Origin of the sequence: Enorma burkinafasonensis (assembly GCF_902150035.1) — a bacterium.
GTDB classification, from domain to species: domain Bacteria; phylum Actinomycetota; class Coriobacteriia; order Coriobacteriales; family Coriobacteriaceae; genus Enorma; species Enorma burkinafasonensis.
The window spans coordinates 92,981-110,233 of sequence record NZ_LR597503.1 but is presented as its reverse complement, the minus strand read 5'-3'; the positions used below and the strand labels follow the sequence as shown (position 1 = coordinate 110,233).

16 protein-coding genes are annotated in these 17,253 nt (G+C 67.7%); 6 read left to right on the top strand and 10 right to left on the bottom strand.

All coding sequences use genetic code 11. The features are described 5' to 3' along the window. Positions 1-11: 11 nt before the first annotated feature. Both FS885_RS02925 and FS885_RS02920 read right to left on the bottom strand, forming a co-directional pair. Positions 12-1,037: an aspartate-semialdehyde dehydrogenase gene (locus tag FS885_RS02925; protein WP_144743511.1), complete on the bottom strand. Its 1,026-nt coding sequence runs from the start codon at positions 1,035-1,037 to the stop codon at positions 12-14. A 144-nt stretch (positions 1,038-1,181) separates the two neighbouring features. Beyond that, positions 1,182-2,579: an aspartate kinase gene (locus FS885_RS02920; RefSeq protein ID WP_144743510.1), complete on the bottom strand. Its 1,398-nt coding sequence runs from the start codon at positions 2,577-2,579 to the stop codon at positions 1,182-1,184. Positions 2,580-2,675: 96 nt separating this feature from the next. Between FS885_RS02920 and thrC the strand changes: the two genes are divergently transcribed. The 3 genes from thrC (at position 2,676) to FS885_RS02905 (ending at position 6,348) form a co-directional block, all read left to right on the top strand. Continuing rightward, positions 2,676-4,214 (top strand): threonine synthase, encoded by a 1,539-nt coding sequence (thrC, locus tag FS885_RS02915; RefSeq protein ID WP_144743509.1) that lies wholly within the window; start codon positions 2,676-2,678, stop codon positions 4,212-4,214. A gap of 47 nt (positions 4,215-4,261) precedes the next feature. Then, positions 4,262-5,143, top strand: coding sequence for a homoserine kinase (thrB, locus tag FS885_RS02910; protein WP_144743508.1), 882 nt, complete (start codon positions 4,262-4,264; stop codon positions 5,141-5,143). 110 nt (positions 5,144-5,253) lie between these two features. After that, positions 5,254-6,348, top strand: coding sequence for a YitT family protein (locus FS885_RS02905; RefSeq protein WP_144743507.1), 1,095 nt, complete (start codon positions 5,254-5,256; stop codon positions 6,346-6,348). Positions 6,349-6,425: 77 nt separating this feature from the next. On the opposite strand, the gene FS885_RS02900 is transcribed toward FS885_RS02905, so the two are convergent. Next, on the bottom strand, positions 6,426-7,598 hold the full coding sequence (locus FS885_RS02900) for an NAD(P)-dependent malic enzyme (protein WP_144743506.1): 1,173 nt from the start codon (positions 7,596-7,598) through the stop codon (positions 6,426-6,428). Positions 7,599-7,777: 179 nt separating this feature from the next. Here FS885_RS02900 and FS885_RS02895 point away from each other — a divergent pair, with 179 nt between their 5' ends. The 3 genes from FS885_RS02895 to FS885_RS02885 all read left to right on the top strand — a co-directional run bounded on the left by FS885_RS02895 (position 7,778) and on the right by FS885_RS02885 (position 10,960). Beyond that, positions 7,778-10,003 carry a YgiQ family radical SAM protein gene (locus tag FS885_RS02895; RefSeq protein WP_186365755.1) on the top strand — a complete coding sequence of 742 codons (2,226 nt, stop codon included), beginning with the start codon at positions 7,778-7,780 and terminating at the stop codon, positions 10,001-10,003. Between the two features lie 190 nt (positions 10,004-10,193). Next, a complete protein-coding gene (locus tag FS885_RS02890; RefSeq protein WP_186365754.1) occupies positions 10,194-10,487 on the top strand; it encodes a type II toxin-antitoxin system TacA family antitoxin in 294 nt (97 codons plus the stop codon). Continuing rightward, complete coding sequence (locus FS885_RS02885; RefSeq protein WP_144743505.1) at positions 10,484-10,960, top strand: GNAT family N-acetyltransferase; 477 nt, start codon at positions 10,484-10,486, stop codon at positions 10,958-10,960. Before FS885_RS02890 ends, FS885_RS02885 begins: the two co-directional genes overlap by 4 nt. 124 nt (positions 10,961-11,084) lie before the next feature. Here the strand turns inward: FS885_RS02885 and yihA are convergent, their stop codons facing one another. The 7 genes from yihA to FS885_RS02850 form a co-directional block, all read right to left on the bottom strand. Beyond that, positions 11,085-11,678, bottom strand: a complete 594-nt coding sequence (gene yihA, locus FS885_RS02880) for a ribosome biogenesis GTP-binding protein YihA/YsxC (RefSeq protein ID WP_144743504.1) — start codon at positions 11,676-11,678, stop codon at positions 11,085-11,087. A gap of 62 nt (positions 11,679-11,740) precedes the next feature. Further along, entirely contained in the window at positions 11,741-12,505 is a 765-nt protein-coding gene (mtnN, locus tag FS885_RS02875; RefSeq protein ID WP_144743503.1) for a 5'-methylthioadenosine/S-adenosylhomocysteine nucleosidase, read from the bottom strand. A 44-nt stretch (positions 12,506-12,549) separates the two neighbouring features. Further along, on the bottom strand, positions 12,550-13,356 hold the full coding sequence (gene pflA, locus FS885_RS02870) for a pyruvate formate-lyase-activating protein (RefSeq protein ID WP_144743502.1): 807 nt from the start codon (positions 13,354-13,356) through the stop codon (positions 12,550-12,552). A gap of 398 nt (positions 13,357-13,754) precedes the next feature. Then, the gene (locus tag FS885_RS02865; RefSeq protein WP_144743501.1) at positions 13,755-14,054 is read right to left on the bottom strand and encodes a PTS sugar transporter subunit IIB; all 300 of its coding nucleotides are present in this window, start codon (positions 14,052-14,054) and stop codon (positions 13,755-13,757) included. After that, a complete protein-coding gene (locus tag FS885_RS02860; RefSeq protein ID WP_144743500.1) occupies positions 14,051-15,517 on the bottom strand; it encodes a glycoside hydrolase family 1 protein in 1,467 nt (488 codons plus the stop codon). Before FS885_RS02860 ends, FS885_RS02865 begins: the two co-directional genes overlap by 4 nt. 4 nt (positions 15,518-15,521) lie before the next feature. After that, complete coding sequence (locus tag FS885_RS02855; protein ID WP_144743499.1) at positions 15,522-16,811, bottom strand: PTS sugar transporter subunit IIC; 1,290 nt, start codon at positions 16,809-16,811, stop codon at positions 15,522-15,524. A gap of 72 nt (positions 16,812-16,883) precedes the next feature. Further along, positions 16,884-17,219: a PTS sugar transporter subunit IIA gene (locus FS885_RS02850; RefSeq protein ID WP_144743498.1), complete on the bottom strand. Its 336-nt coding sequence runs from the start codon at positions 17,217-17,219 to the stop codon at positions 16,884-16,886. Between the last annotated feature and the right edge of the window lie 34 nt (positions 17,220-17,253).

The window sequence follows — 17,253 nt, the reverse complement described above, 5'->3', positions numbered from 1 at the left end:
CCGTGCGGGCCCTACCGCGCGAGCAGCTTCAGGATCTGGACGGCGTTGGTGGCGGCGCCCTTGCGGATCTGGTCGCCGCAGCACCAGAAGGTGATGCCGCGCGCCGGGTCGGGGTTCGAGATGTCGCGGCGCACGCGACCGACCCAGATGAGATCCTGGTCGGAGGTATCGATGGGCATGGGGAAGCGGTCGTGCGCGCTCGCGGCCCCGCGGTCGTCCACGAGCTTGACGCCCGGGGCGGCGGCGAGGGCGGCGCGCGCTTCGTCGAGCGTGATGTCGCGCTCGAACTCGAGCGTGATGCTCTCGGAGTGCGAGCGCAGCACCGGCACGCGCACGCAGGTGCAGTTCACGCGCAGGTCGGGCAGGTGCATGATCTTGCGGCCCTCGTTCTGGAGCTTCATCTCCTCCGAGGTGTAGCCCTCGTCGTCGAACCCGCCGATCTGCGGGATGAGGTTGCTCACGAGCGGCGCGGCGAAGGCCTTCGGCGCGGGAAGCTCCTCGCCGCGGCCGAGGGCGGCGATCTGCGCCTCGAGCTCGGCCATGCCCGGCGCGCCCGCGCCGCTCGCGGCCTGGTAGGTCGAGACGATCATGCGCGTCACGCCGGCGAGCTCGTGCAGCGGCCAGACGGGCACCAAGCCGATGATCGTCGCGCAGTTGGGGTTGGCGATGAGCCCGTGATGGTTCAGGGCGTCCGCGCCGTTGACCTCGGGCACCACGAGCGGCACCTCGGGGTCCAGGCGGAACGCGTGGCTGTTATCGATGACGACGGCGCCGGCCTCGACGGCCCTCGGCAGCAGCTCGCGCGCGATGGCGTCGTCCGCGGCGCCCAGCACGAAGTCGCACCCGGCGAACGCCTCGGGGCGCGCCTCCTGGATGGCCACCTCGCGGCCCTGGAACGCGACCGTCTTGCCGGCGCTGCGCGCGCTCGCGAGCAGGCGCAGCTCGCCCACGGAGATCTGCTGCTCGTCCAGGCACTGGAGCATCTGCGTGCCCACCGCACCGGTCGCTCCCAGGATGGCGATCGTGTACTGCTTCATGGTGTCCTCCAGGTCCTCGGGCCGGTACGGCGTCTTCCCAGTTTGGGCATCAGCCTATCGCAGCTATGTTACAGCCTGATAACGGGACGCGGTGCGAGCCGAAACGGCACACGGCAGCGCCCGCACATCAAGAGGACCGGCAGCCTACCGCTCGCCGGTGAGCACCGCGGTCTCGGCGCGGGCCTCCTCCTCGGCGCGCTTGAGGTCCGAGAGCTCGAGCAGGTGGTCGCCATCGGAGAACGCCTGGTAGACAGCCTTGATCGCGCGCTCGAAATCGTCGTCGCGCACGCCCACGATGATGTTGATCTCGTCCGACCCCTGGGCGATCATGCGGATCGAGATGCCCTCCTGGCCGAGCGCCGCGAAGAGGCTCCCCGAGACGCCCGGGCGGCCGATCATGTTGCGGCCCACGGTCGAGATCAGCGCGAGGTCGTCGACGACCTTGATGTAGTCGGGCTTGATCTCGGTCTTGATGTCGGCCACGATCGACCACAGCGAGTCCTTGACGTCCTCGCCCTGCACCACCACGGCGAACGAGTCGATGCCCGAGGGGATGTGCTCGATCGACACGCGGTAGCGCTCGAAGATCGAGAGCACGCGGCGGATGAGGCCGACCTCGTTGGACATGTGGTCCTTCATGATGTGGATCGCGACGAAGTTGCGCTTGCCGGTCACGCCGGTGATGATGGGCTCGTCGGCCACGAAGTCCTCGCGGTCCGAGATGATGGTGCCCTGGTCCTCGGGGCGGTTGGTGTTGCGCACCGCGATGGGGATCCCGGCCTCCATGACCGGGAAGACCGCCTCCTCGTGCAGGACCGAGGCGCCCATATAGGAGAGCTCGCGCAGCTCGGCGTAGGTGATGCGGCTGATGGGCTGCGGGTTGGCGACGATGCGCGGGTCGGCGGAGAGGAACCCCGAGACGTCGGTCCAGTTCTCGTAGAGGTCCGCGCCCAGGCACTTGGCGAGGATCGAGCCCGAGATGTCGCCGCCGCCGCGGTCGAGCAGCATCACGCGGCCCTCGCGCGTGGCGCCGTAGAAGCCGGGCATCACGAAGCCGCCGGGGATCCCGCGCTCCTGGATGAGCTGCTCGGTGCGCGTCATCGAGAGCGTGCCGTCGTGGTGGAACGCGACGACGTCCGCGGCGTCGAGGAACGGCAGGTCGAGGTACTCGGCCATGAGGCGCGCCGTGAAGTACTCGCCGCGGCTCACGAGCTCCTCGGTCGAGTAGCCACCCTGCTTGGCGCGCTCGGCGAACGCGGCGTACTCCTCGCGGATGGGGTAGCTGAGATCCAGCTCGTCGGCGATGGCGATAAAGCGGCTGCCGATCTCGTCGAGCAGGTCGTCGCACGAGACGTGGTAGCGCACGTGGGCGTTCACCAGGTAGAGCAGGTCGGTGACCTTCGAATCGCTCTTGTAGCGCCGCCCGCAGGCCGACACCACGATGAAGCGTCGCGCCGGGTCGCGCTCGACGATCGAGCGAATCTGCTTGAAGTGCTTGGCGTCGGCGACCGAGGAACCGCCGAATTTCGCGACCTTAATCATGACGAGGAGGTTACCTTTCCGCTCAGGGTTCCGGTCCCATCGCGCGCTTCTGATACCATGGGCGTGACGAGCCGGCGGGCATTCGAGGAGTTTCGCATGAAACGGTATCATAGTACACGTTCGCGCACGATTTCGCGCTCAGCCAAGGAAGCCATCGCGCTCGGCATCGCGCCGGACGGGGGGCTGTTCGTCTCCGACGCCCTCGGGTCGGAGAAACTCGACGTAGACGCGCTGGTCGATACCGACTACCCTGCTATCGCGCGCGCCGTGCTGGCATTGTTACTACCTGATTACACCGCAGGCGAGATCGCCGCGTGCGTCGACGAGGCCTACCGCGGCACGTTCGCGAGCGCCGAGGTGACGCCGGTCGTGGAGCTCGGAAGCGCCGACGCGGCGGACGCCGCCGGCGATGGCCCGGCAACCTTCGTGCTCGAGCTCTTCCACGGCCCCACGAGCGCCTTCAAGGACGTGGCGCTCCAGATGCTCCCCCGCCTCATGGCCCGCGCGGGCTCCGCCGGTGACTCCCGCGGGGGCGCGGGTGGCGGCGAGCGCATCATGGTCGTGACCGCCACCTCGGGCGACACGGGCAAGGCGGCGCTCGCCGGGTTCGCGGACGCCCCGGGCTGCGGCATCACCGTCTTTTACCCCGAGGGCAAGGTGAGCCGCGTGCAGGAGCTGCAGATGACCACGCAGGAAGGCGCCAACGTCGCCGTCTGCGCGGTGCGCGGCAACTTCGACGACGCGCAGAGCGCCGTGAAGCGCATCTTCGCCGACCGGGAGCTCGCCGAGCGCCTCGCGCGCCAGGGCTGGACGCTCTCGAGCGCGAACTCCATCAACGTCGGCCGCCTGGTGCCGCAGGTCGTCTACTACGTCGCCGCGTACGCCCAGCTCGTGCGCGCGGGCGCCATCGAGGCGGGCGATAAGGTCGAGTTCTGCGTGCCCACCGGGAACTTCGGCGACGTGCTCGCCGGCTACTACGCCAAGCTCTTGGGCCTGCCCGTGGCGCGGCTCGTCGTGGCGAGCGACGCGAACAACGTGCTCTTCGACTTCCTCACCACCGGCGTCTACGACCGCAACCGGCCGTTTTTCACCACCACCTCGCCGAGCATGGACATCCTCATCTCGTCGAACCTCGAGCGCATGCTCTACTACCTCTCGGATGGGGACTGCGAGCTCGTGGCCGAGCTCATGGCCGAGCTCGCCGAGCGCGGCCGCTACGAGGTGCCGCCTGAGCTCCTCGAGCGCATCCGGGCGGTCTTCGGCTGCGGCTGGGCGAGCGAAGACGAGGTCGCGGCTGCCATCCACGCGTGCTGGGAGGACCACGGCTACCTGATCGACCCGCATACCGCATGCGGCTACCACGTGCTCGGGCACCTCGCGCCCGCGACGGGCGCCAAGGCGCGCGTGCTACTCTCGACCGCGAGCCCCTACAAGTTCCCCCGCGCCGTGGCCGAGGCGCTCGGCATCGAGGTCCCCGCGGACGACTTCGCCTGCATGGACGCGCTCGCGCAGGCGACCGGCACGCGCCCGCCCGCGCAGCTCGCCGCCCTGAGAGAAGCGCCCGTGCTCCACGACGACGTGGTCGATATCGCCGACATGGGCGCCTTCGTCGAGCAGGCGGTAGCGAAGCTGTAGGGTCGACCGACGAGAGCGGGGCGAGCGCCCTGGGAGGAGCTGCAACCATGATCAGGATCACCGTACCCGCCACGAGCGCGAACCTCGGCATCGGCTACGACACGCTCGGCATGGCGGTCTCGCTCTACGCGCACTTCACCTTCGACCACGCCGACACCCTCACCATCACGGGCTGCCCGGAGGAGTTCCGCAACGAGGGGAACCTCGTCTACCAGTCGTTCGAGCAGGCGCTCGACGCCTGGGGCATGGAACCCTTCCCCATCGCGCTCGACATCCAGACCGAGATCCCCGTGGCGCGCGGCCTGGGCTCGAGCTCGACCTGCGTGGTCGCGGGCATCATGGGGGCCGCGGCGCTCACCCGCCACACGGTGACGCGCGAGGAGCTCGTCGCCATGGCCACTGCGATCGAGGGCCACCCCGACAACGTCGCGCCCGCGCTTCTGGGTGCCGCCGTCTGCTCGTTCACGCCCGCAGGCGAGCTGCCGCGCTGCCTGCGCTACGACGTGAGCGAGCGGCTGCGCTTTATCACCGTGATCCCGCCCTACGAGGTCCACACGAGCGAGGCGCGCAAGGTCGTGCCGCAGGAGATCCCGCTCTCGACCGCCGTGTGGCAGATGGGCCGCATCGCCGGCCTCACCCGCGGGCTCGAGACCGGCGACGCCGACCTCATCGCCGCGGCCAACGACGACCGCCTGCAGGAGCCGTACCGCCGCGCCCTCATCCCCGACTACGATGCCATCCGCGCCGCGTGCCTCGCGGGCGGGGCGAAGACGCTGTGGATCTCGGGCTCGGGCTCGACGCTCATGGCGGTCACGGATGACACCATCGTGGCGAAGTTCCTCCAGGTGCGCCTGCGCGAGGAGTTCCCTGCCTGCGAGACGCACATACTTACCTGCGACAACGCTGGAGCGCAGATCGAGTACCTGTAGGGGCTCGCGAGAGACGTCGTGTTGCCGTGGATTCGCGCCGCGACGCTAGGAGACCGCATCGGTTCGCGTTATGGTGATGGCGCACGCGAACCCGATGGAGGGACCGACCGATGCCCGATGAGCAAACACCCCCGGAGCCGCCCCTGAGCCGAGACGGCACCGGCCCCGCCAAGGTGGAGCCCGCGACCGAGGGCATCGCCCGTGTCAAGCACCTCGGCCGCTACGTGTTCGTGCGCCGCCTCGTGACGCTCTGCAGCGTCTTCATGTCCGCCCTGCTCCAAGCCTTCGTCATCCAGGCGTTCATCAACCCTGCCGGGCTGCTCTCGTCAGGCTTCACGGGCGTCGCGATCCTCATCGACCGCGTGACCTCGCTCGTGGGGTTCTCGTTCCCCACGCAGCTCGGCATGCTCGCGCTCAACTTCCCCGTCGCCATCCTGTGCTGGCGCTCCATCAGCAAGCGCTTCGTGCTCTTCTCGATGCTGCAGGTGGTGCTCGCCAGCTGCTTTCTGCAGTTCTGCTCGTTCAAGCCGCTGCTCGACGACACCGCGCTCATCGTGCTGTTCGGCGGCGTGCTCAACGGCATGGCCATCTCGCTCGCGCTCAAGAGCGGCGCCTCCACCGCCGGCACCGACTTCATCGCGCTCATGGTCTCCAACAAGACGGGCAAGACCATCTGGGGCTACGTCTTCGCGGGCAACTGCATGGTGCTCGCGATCTTCGGTGCGATCTTCGGGTGGGAGTACGCAGCGTACTCCATCGTGTTCCAGTTCCTCTCCACGAAGACCATCGACAGCTTCTACCACCGCTACGAGCGCGTGACGCTGCAGATCACGACCGAGCACCCCGAGCTCGTCTGCCGGACCTACACGGCGAGCTTCCACCACGGGCTCTTCCGCGCCGACGGCGTGGGCGGCTACAGCGGGCGCCCGATGAGCCTGCTCAACACCGTGGTCTCGTCGTATGAGGCGGGCGACATCATCAAGCTCGTGCGCACCGTCGACCCCCATGCTGTGATCAACATCATGAAGACCGAGGACTTCGTGGGCAATTTCCACCGCGAGGCCGTCGACGAGCCGCTGCCCACCGAGGTGCCCGAGACCCCGCAGGAGGACCCGGTGCTCGACCTGCCGCAACGCGTGCGCCATCGCGCGCTCCAGCGCGACAAGCGCGGCACGCGCGGGCACAAGGGCGACCCGCACAGGTAGCTCGGCGCCGGCGACAACCGGGTGATGCCCCGGCGACCGCCCCTCAGGCGGCACGCCGCCTCCTGAACCCGTGCGCACTAGCAGCGCGCAAGGCCCTCCGCGCGCGCCTCGTCCGCGACCGCCCGGGCGACCGCGGGACACACCCGCTCATCGAAGGGCGACGGGATGATATGGTCCGCCGCGAGCGTATCCGCATCGATGAGCCCCGCGATCGCGCGGGCCGCGGCCGCCATCATGCCGCCCGTGATGTCGCGCGAGCGCACGTTGAGCGCCCCGCGGAACACGCCGGGGAACACGAGCACGTTGTTGATCTGGTTGGGGAAGTCCGAGCGGCCCGACGCGGCGACGGCGGCGCCCGCCGCAAGCGCGTCTGCCGGCATGATCTCGGGCACGGGGTTGGCGAGCGAGAAGACGATCGGGCGAGGCGCCATCGCGCGCACCATGTCGCCCGAGACGATCCCCGCCACCGAGACGCCCACGAAGACGTCGGCGCCGGCCATCGCCTCCGCGAGGCCGCCGGTCACGCGGCGCGGGTTGGTGCGCTCCGCCATCGCGGCCTGCGCCGGGTTCATGCCCTCCTTGCCCCGATAGAGCGCGCCCGCGATATCGCAGAGCACGATGTCGCGCACGCCGAGGTCGAGCATGAGCGCGGCGACCGAGATACCCGCCGCGCCGGCGCCCGAGATCGCGACGCGCACGTCCTGAAGCGCGCGCCCGGTGAGGCGGCACGCGTTGATGAGCGCGGCGCAGACGGCGACCGCCGTGCCGTGCTGGTCGTCGTGGAACACGGGGATATCGAGCCGCTCCTTGAGCCTCCGCTCGATCTCGAAGCAGCGCGGCGCGGCGATGTCCTCGAGGTTGATGCCGCCGAAGCTGCCCGCGATGGTGCAGACGGTCTCGACGATCTCGTCCACATCGTTGGTCGCGAGGCACAGCGGGAAGGCGTCGACGTCGGCGAAGGCCTTGAAGAGGGCGCACTTGCCCTCCATGACGGGCATCCCCGCGACCCCGCCGATGTTGCCGAGCCCCAGCACCGCCGAGCCGTCCGTGACGATCGCGACGAGGTTCCCGCGCCGCGTGTAGGTGTAGGAGAGCTCGGGGTCCTCGGCGATCTTCAGGCAGGGCTCCGCGACGCCCGGCGTGTAGGCGACCGCGAGGTCCTCGGGCGTGCGCAGCTCGACCCGGCTCACGACCTCGATCTTGCCCCGCCACGCCGCGTGCTTCTCAAGCGCAAGCTCCTTCGCGTCCATCGCATGCCGCCTTTCCCAAACGATGCCATCCCGGCGGCGCCGCGCGCCGCATCTATCCATCTTGCGACTATAGGCCCCCTTGGCGCCACCGTCGTTAGCATGAGGAGAAAAGGAGGGCGCGGCCCCTTATCCGATGAGGACATGCGACAATGGGTGAGGCGACGAGAGAAGAGGGATCGATGGCACGCAAGCCAGAGGCACAGGGGCGTTCGGGACGTTCCGGAAAGAAGCGGGTCGCGTCGTCGCGGCCCGGCACCGGTGGACACGGCAACGCGGGCGGGAGCGCCGCGAAAGCCCATGCCGCAAAGAGGGCACCTGCGCCCCGCGACGCGTACGGCCCCTCCGCGCTCGGGCTCACGCGGGCGGACTTTTTGCCCGTGAGCCGCGCGGACATGGACGAGCGCGGCTGGGACCGGTGCGACTTCGTCTACGTGTGCGGCGACGCCTACGTCGACCACCCGAGCTTCGGCGCGGCCATCATATGCCGCCTGCTCGAGGCGCACGGCTACCGCGTGGGCATCATCGCCCAGCCCGACTGGCGCGACCCCGAAAGCATCGCCGCGCTCGGCGAGCCGCGGCTCGCGTTTCTGGTCTCAGCCGGCAACATGGACTCCATGGTCAGCCACTACAGCGTGGCCAAGCACCGGCGCCGCACCGACGCCTACACCCCCGGCGGGCGGGCGGGCGCGCGGCCCGACCACGCCACGGTGGTCTACGGCAACCTCATCCGCCGCACCTTCAAGCAGACCCCCATCATCATGGGCGGCATCGAGGCGAGCCTGAGGCGCCTTGCGCACTACGACTACTGGCAAGACCGCCTCAAGCGCTCCGTGCTCCTCGACGCCGGGGCCGACCTCATCATCTACGGCATGGGCGAGCGGCCCGTCATCGAGGTGGCCGAGGCACTCGACGCGGGCCTTCCCATCGAGCAGGTCACCTACGTCGACGGGACCGTCTACCGCACGCGCTCGCTCGACGAGGTCTACGACGCCCTCGTGCTGCCCAGCTGGGACGAGCTCGAGGCCGATCGCCTCGTCTACGCCAGAAGCTTCAACGAGCAGTACCGCAACATGGACCCGTTCCGCGGTAAGCGGCTCGTGGAGCCCTACCCGCACGACGTCTACGTGGTGCAGAACCCGCCCGCGAAGCCGCTCAGCCAAGCCGAGTTCGACGAGGCCTACGACCTGCCGTACACCCGCTCCTACCACCCCGACTACGAGGCGGCCGGCGGCGTGCCCGCGCTCAAGGAGGTCAAGATGAGCCTCATCTCGAACCGCGGGTGCTTCGGCGAGTGCAGCTTCTGCGCGCTCACCTTCCACCAGGGGCGCATCGTGCAGACGCGCAGCCACGCCTCGCTCCTGGCCGAGGCGCGCCGCATCACGCAGGAGCCCGACTTCAAGGGCTACATCCACGACGTGGGCGGCCCCACGGCGAACTTCCGCCAGCCCGCGTGCAAAAAGCAGCTCACGCACGGCGCCTGCGTGAACCGGCGCTGCCTGTGGCCCGAGGTCTGCCGCCAGATGGACGTCTCGCACACCGACTACGTGCAGCTGCTGCGCGAGCTGCGTCAGCTGCCGGGCGTGAAGAAGGTCTTCGTGCGCAGCGGCATCCGCTTCGACTACGTCATGGCCGACCCCGACCCCGACCGCACGTTCCTGCGCGAGCTCTGCGCGCACCACGTCTCGGGCCAGCTCAAGGTCGCGCCCGAGCACGTGAGCGACGCGGTGCTCTCGGTCATGGGCAAGCCGGGCCGCGCCGTCTACGACCGCTTCGTCGCCGCCTACCGCGACATGAACCGCGAGCTGGGGCTCGACCAGTACCTCGTGCCGTACCTCATGAGCAGCCACCCGGGGAGCACCCTCACGGAGGCCGTGGGGCTCGCCGAGTACTGCCGCGACCTGGGCTACATGCCCGAGCAGGTGCAGGACTTCTACCCCACCCCGTCCACGATGTCGACCTGCATGTACTACACCGGCGTGGACCCGCGCACCATGGAGCCCATCTACGTGCCCAAGACCGCGCACGAGAAGGCGCTCCAGCGCGCGCTCATCCAGTACCGCAAGCCCGAGAACTACGACCTGGTGCGCGAGGCGCTGCAGAAGGCCGGGCGCGAGGACCTGATCGGCTACGGGCCCCGGTGCCTCATCCGGCCCGTGCGGCCGCACGGGGTGAAGTCGGGCAAGCACGCGGGGGCGTCCGGGCAGCGCGGCGGCTCGTCCTCGTCTGCGACGCGGGAGTCCGGGCGCGGGGCGGAGAGCGGGGCACGCACCGGCCGCGCGAAGCGCAAAGGCTCCGGCGAGCGCTCTGACGCGCAGGGCGCAGGCAGCAAACGCGGCGGCAACGCAGCCGGCCGCAACCGCGCCGGCCAGGGACGCGAGGCCAACCGCGGCGGCCACCGGGGGTGAGCTTTGAGCCTCATTCGCACCCCAGAAAAAGCCCGAACCACTCAAGACAAGACGCAAGAATGACGCGATGATAGATGAGCGGATGATTCGTCGCAGTTCTCGATGCTGAACTGGATACTAAGACGAATCCTTGATATGTACGGATTTTTTTCGTACACTTGCTTTAAAGGCAGTCCTTGAATGGAGGCTCATGATGCGCACAGCGCCTATCGCCGCATCGGCAAAAGAGGAAAAGAGTTACCGCATGGATCTGCGCCTCACAAAGCGCCAGCGCGCGAGTTACGAACGTGCCGCAGAGCTTACGGGCAAAACGCTTACCCAGTGGGCGACTACCCACCTTGATGAAAATGCCCAGCGCGATATTAGCGACTCAACGATGACCTACCTTTCACCCGAAGCGTTCGATACGTTCTGCAACATGCTCGATGCCCCCCTACCCGACGCCACGAAAAAGCTCCTTACCTCGAAGGCGGTCTGGGAATGACTGCGTTCCAACCGCCCGAGCAGCTTCCGTCTGGCGTCGGCATCGAAGGCTTCTGTTGTGGCGACAGGATCGTCGACGATTGGGTGCGCCTCCACTCCGCATCGGCGCGCAAGCGAGGAACCGCTGTTTTATATGTGGTGCGCAGCGGTGATGAAATCGCAGGCTTCTATTCTTTAAGCACGCATGCGGTCGCTCGTTCCGAGATTCACGGCGGCTGGTTTGCACGCAACGCCCCCGAACAGGTTCCCTCGGTACTTCTCGGTATGCTGGGCGTAGACAAACGGTTCAAAGGCATGGGCTTGGGCGCCTCGCTTCTCCGTGACGCCATACAAAACGCCATGAAAGTCGCTCACCTAGCCGGAGCGCGGGCGCTTATCGTCGATCCCAGCTGCGAGGAGGCCGCGTCGTTTTACGAGTATTTCGGCTTTGCGCATCTACCGGGCACACATCGTATGGCGCTTAAACTGATCTAGTCGGCGCTTCCGTAGCTATCGAACAGCACGAACGCTTCTCCACCATCTCCCGCGTTATCGTGACGCTCTTGTAGGCGCGACGTTGCTCGCGACGCGACCACGTCTCAATCGAGCGGGGGTCGCATCAATCGAGGCAGGCGGCCTCGATGCGGCGCTTGAGCTCGTCGATGCCCAGGCCGCTCTGGGAGCTCGTGACGATGATGTCCTCCGCGGGCACGGTGAGCTGGCGCTTGATCGCCGCCGCCTGCTTCGCCTGCTGGTTGCGGCTGAGCTTGTCGGCCTTGGTGAGGGCGACCACGAACGAGAACCCGCCCTCCTGCAGAAACTCGATCATCTGGTGGTCGAGCGCGCTCGGGTCGTGGCGGATGTCGACGAGCGAGACCACGAGGTTGAAGCTGCGCTCCGACTCGAAGAAGTCGCCGATGAGCCGGGCCCACCGGCCGCGCTCGGCCTTCGAGCGCTGGGCGAAGCCGTAGCCGGGCAGGTCGACGAAGTGCACGCCATCGGCCTCGAAGAAGTTCACGTTGCTCGTCTTGCCCGGCGTGCTCGAGACCTTGACCAGGCCCTTGCGGCCGAAGAGCTTGTTCATGATGGACGACTTGCCCACGTTCGAGCGGCCCACGAACGAGACCTCGGGGCGGGTCGACGGCGGAATCTGCGACACCTCGCCGTAGCTCGCGACGAACCGGGCGAGCTGGTAGTTGATGGAATCTGCCATGATGGGTCCTTTCGGGCTCAGGGTGGTCGGGACGGTGCGGTACCGCGGGAACCCCGCGGGCGCTACCGCGCCTCCGCCTCCAGGCGGCGCACGATACCGAGGGTGAGCGCGCTCGCCGAGCGAGCGTACTCGTCGAGGTCGAACTCGCGCTGCGAGAGCGCGTCGTACTCCTCGTCGCAGTTGTCGGAGATCGCGCGCAGCACGAGGCACGCGGCGCCGTTCTTCGCGGCGATGTGCGCGACGGCGGCACCCTCCATCTCGACGCAGTCGGCAGCCGTCGCCTCGATCGCGGCAGCGCGCATCGCGTTACCCGTGACGAAGCGGTCACCCGTCGCGATCGTGCCGCGCAGGTAGCGGGGGCACCCATCGATCGCCTCGGCCGCCGGCCGCTCGGAGGCATCGGTGGCGCCCACAGGGCAGAAGCCCTGCGCGGCGAGCTCCTCCTCCGCGAGCGCGACCAGGTGCCCCGTCGAGGCGAACTCCTCGAGACCCGGGGCGGACTCGGCGATGAGCGCGGTATCGGTATCCAGGTAGCGCAGGCGCTCGCCGATGACCACGTCGCCTGTATGCAGCGCCGGGTTGAGGCCGCCCGCGATACCGGAGAAGATCACCGTGTCGGCGCCGTACGCGCTGATGAGGTGCTGGGTCGCCGCGGCGGCGTTCACCGTGCCCATACCTGCGGTGCAGGCGACGACGCAAACCGCCCCCAGCTGCCCGCGCGAGACGGTAAGGCCCGCCTCATCGACCTGCGAGTGCTCCTCGAGCGTCTCGTATACCTGCGCGACTTCCTTCTCGAGCGCACCGATGATCGCGACCGTGAGCGCCATGGCTCCCCTCTCCTCCCGTGTCATGCGCATTTGTCCGCGTGCAATTATAGCCGCTCGCCGCGGTGCGCCTCCCGCATGCCGGAGAGCACCGCCGCACGCAGCTCCGGAATGCGTGCCTTGTCCATCTGCGGCACGCCCTCCAGCCTGTACGGGATGCCCAGCTGCTCGTACTTCGTCACGCCCATGGTGTGGTAGGGCAGCATCTCGAGCCCCGCCACGTTGGGCCAGCGCCCGATCAGGCGGCCCAGGCGCTCGCACTCCTCGACCGTATCCGTGTAGCCGGGCACCACCACGTGCCTGATCACGGTCTTCACGCCGCGCCGCGCGAGCTCGTCCCCGAACGCGAGGATGCGCTCCGGGCGGCGCCCCGTGAGCTCGCGGTGCCGCTCGGGGTCGGCGTGCTTGATGTCCAGAAGCACCAGGTCGCACTCGTCGAGCACCGCGGCGACGTGCTCCGGGTGCTTAGGGTCGAACGCGTATCCGCAGGTATCAAGGCAGGTGTGGACCCGCCCCTGCGGACGGGCGTGCATCTCGGCGAAGAGCGCCGCCAGAAACTCCGGCTGCAGCAGCGGCTCGCCGCCCGAGACCGTGATGCCGCCGTTGCGGTAAAACTGCCGGTTGCTCTCGAAGAGCTCGACGATGTGCTCGACCGAGACCTCGGTGCCGGCGTCGGCCGCCCAGGTATCGGGGTTGTGGCAATAGGCGCAGCGCATGGGGCAACCCTGCACGAACACGACGAGGCGGATCCCCGGCCCGTCGACCGTGCCCATCGACTCGAGCGAGTGGACGCGCCCCAGCGGAAAGCGCGAGCGCACGCCGGCATCCAGCGTATCAAGGTCGATGTTCGCCATGGTATCCCCGTTCCGCGCCGGCCGGGCGCCCTCAGAATCGCTATCCGTGGACTAGCATAGCAGCGTGTCGCATCGCATGCACCGGATTTGGGCACGTTCGCGCGTCTTGGCGGTGGTTGCCGCGCAACCTGGCGAGCAGGCCCGAGAACGTCACAGCTTCTACCAGCAGGTTCCTCCGGCTCCATCTGCCGTCTATAAACAGGAATCGCGACAGACCACCGCCAAGACGCGCGAACCTCCCGCGAGCCCGCGAAGGGCCTTCTCGAAGGATGCCCGAAGCGCAAAACGGGAGCGCCCATAGGGGCGCTCCCGCCTGCAAAGCGATGTCAATCGGGCACGCATGCTGCCCGGTCCGGAACCTGCGCCGTGAGGCGCGAGCCCCCGAGCTGCCCGCGACCCTAGCCGATAAGGCCAAGCGCCGTGTCGAGCACCTTCGGCGCGTCCATCATGCCGTAGGCGCGCATGTCGATGTCCGTGACCGGCTTATCGGGGAACATGGCCTTGATCGAATCGACCTTGAAGCGCATCTGCGGACCCACGAGCACCACGTCGGCGTCGCCGCCCTCGAGCGCGGCCTGCTGCTCGGCGACGGCGCGGACCGTCACCTCGAGGCCGCGGGAGGCAGCCTCCTTCTGCATCTTGTCGGCGAGCATGCTCGTCGAGGCGCCGGCGGCGCAGACCAGAAGAATGTTCGTCATCGTATCGTCCCTCCATTCGACTCCGTGACCTCACGGAACCAGTAGAAACTGTCCTTGCGGCTGCGGGCGTAGGTACCCGAGCCGTCGTCTTGCTTATCGACGTAGATGAAGCCGTACCGCTTGCGCATCTCGCCCGTGGTGGCGCTCACCAGATCGATCGGTCCCCACATAAGGTACCCGCGGCAGTCCACGCCGTCCAGCCGCACCGCGTCCATCACGGCACCGATGTGCTCGCGCAGGTACGCGATGCGGTAGTCGTCGTGCACCGCGCCGTCCTCGGCCACCGTGTCGAGCGCGCCGATGCCGTTCTCGGTCACCATGAGCGGCAGGCCGTAGCGACGGTAGGCGTAGTTGAGCAGGTAGCGCAGACCCGTGGGGTCGATGGTCCAGCCCCAGCGCGACTGCTCGAGGTAGGGGTTCTTGAGCCCGCCGAAGAAGGCGCCGCTCTCCCCCTCCGCCGAGACGCCGGCCTCGATGACCTCGCTCGAGTAGTAGTTCATGCCGATCCAGTCGAGCGAGTCTGCCGCGAAGGCCTCCTCGTCCTCGGGCCGGTAGTCGAGCTCGATGCCCGCGCGCTCGTACTCGCGCAGCTTGTAGGTCGGGAAGCGGCCCTGGCACATGGCGTCGATCTGGTAGAAGTCGCGGTCCATGCCCTTGAACGCCGCGAGCACGTCGGCCGGCTTGCAGCTCATGGGGTACATCGGCGTGATGCCGAAGACGCACCCGACCTTGCTCTCGGGGTCGATCTCGTGGATCAGCTTGACCGCGCGGATGCTCGCCACCGTCATGTAGTAGCCGAGCGTCGCGAGGTCGCGGCGACGGTCGGTGAGGTCGGCGTTCGTGAGGCCCGTGATCATGTAGATGAAGATATCGGTCGCCGAGCTCATCGGGTCGATATGGTTCATCTCGTTGAACGTGGACCAGTAGCGCACCTTGCCGCGCAGCGACTCCACGACCGTGCGCACGAAGCGCAGGTAGAGCTCGATGGTCTCACGACTGAGCCAGGAGTGATAGCGGCGCACCACCGAGACGGGCATCTCGAAGTGGTAGAGCGTCACGATGGGCTCGATGCCGTGCGCGATGAGCTCGTCGACCACCGCGTGGTAGTAGGCCAGGCCCTCGGCGTTGGGCTCCGCGTCGTCCCCGTTGGGGTAGATGCGGCTCCAGTCGACGGAGATGCGCAGCGCCTTGAAGCCCATCTCGGCGAAGAGCGCGATGTCCTCCTTGTAGCGATGGTAGAAGTCGATGCCCGTGTGCGAGGGGTAGGTGTAGCCCTCCTCGAACGCGCGCGAGATGTGGCGCGGGGTGTCGACCGCTCCGCTGGACACGAGGTCCATCATCGCGAGGCCCTTGCCGCCCTCGTCGTAGGCGCCCTCGCACTGGTGCGCGGCGATGCTGCCGCCCCACATGAAGTCCGCGGGGAAGGCGTTCTTGCCCGGTGCGTGCGACGTACGCGTTGCCATGGCCCTACGCCTCGGCCTTCTCGACGGCGCCCTCGGCGCCCTCGGCGGCCTTCTCGGCCTCAGCGGCCTCGAGCTCCTCCTGGTAGGCAGCCTTATCGGCCATGCGGAAGAACGGGTAGTACATCACGATCGGGGCGACCACGCAGATGATCGACCAGATGATGTTCGTGATGTTGCCGGCGCCCATGAAGATGCCGACGGCGATGGGCGGAAGCGTCCAGGGCACCATGCCCACCACGGGGGCGCCGATGAGGCCCATGTCGGTGAACAGGAAGGTGAGGAACGCCATGATACCGGGCGCAAACACGAACGGGATGAAGAAGATCGGGTTGAAGCAGATCGGCGTACCGAAGATGACCGGCTCGTTGATGTTGAAGATCGCGGGGATCACGGACATGCGGCCGATGGTCTTGTACTGGGCGCTGCGCGCCATGAAGCACATGAGGATCACGAGGCCGATGGTCATGCCGGTGCCGCCGGCCCAGATCATGGAATCGGTCGCGTAGGTCACGGAGTACGGCAGAGCCTCGCCGGCGAGGTAGGCGGCCTCGTTGGCAGCGCCCATCTGCATGATGAACGGCTGCACGACGCCGATGACCACGGCGGAGTTGATGCCGCAGAAGAACACGAGGCCGCACAGGGCGTGATAGATGCCGTAGCCGAGCGGGGTGTTGACGGCCATGGCGAGCGGCGAGAACACGATGCCCAGGATGTCGTTGATGCGGATGTTGAACACGATGGTGATGAGCGCGAACAGGCACACGACGAGAGCGGCCGGGATGAGCGAGGTGAACGAGTCGCCGACCGCGGGCGGCACGCCGGCGGGCATCTTGATGACGATGTTCTTATCGACGCAGAAGCGCATGATCGCCACGGTCACGAAGCCGACGAGCATGGCCGTGAGCAGGCCGTTGGAGCCCAGGCCGGACACGTCGAGGGTGCCGTCGGCCAAAAACTGTGTCACGATGAACGCGGCGACCGAGGTCAGCACGCTCGTGAACATGTCGGTCTTGTACTCGACGGCGGCGTAGTAGGCGATGCTCGCCGCGGTGAAGAGGCCCATCATGCCCGTGGTGCAGCTGTAGACCGCGTTGAAGAACGGCACGGCCGGCGCGAGCACGTTGGCGATCGCCTCGACCGGGAAGCTCGTCAGAAGGATGCTGATGGAGCCCACGATCAGCAGGGCGATGTAGACGCACATCGCGTTACGGATGATGGTCAGGATGCGGTTCGAGCCGATCTTCGCCGCTATGGGCATCAGTTTCTGCTCGATGAAATTGGAAAACGCCTCCACGGTGGTTCCTTTCTCACTGGGGCGGTTATCTGAGACCGGCGCGTCCGGCGCCGGATGGTCTCCGGTCCTCGGTTACTGCTCGCGCAGCTTCACGTCGACGCGATGGCACAGATCGATCATCTCCTCGGCGATGATCTTGAATCCCTCGGCGCTCATGAGCTGGTCCTCGGCGTGCGTGAGCATGAGCGTCATGGCGACGGGGTCGCCGGCGGCCTCCTGCTGCACGAGGCGGGTGTGGGCGTCGTGCCCCTCGAGGAAGGCCTCGCCGCCCTCCTTCATGAGCTGCTCGGCGCGATCGAAGTCACCGTCCTTGGCGGCGTGGATGGCCTCGATGTACTGGCTCCGCGCAGTGCCCACGCAAGCGATGATCTCGAACGCCTTCATCACGAGCTCTTCGTTGTTTTCCATCTGTCGCTCCTTTCCTCTGGTTCCCCTCGATACG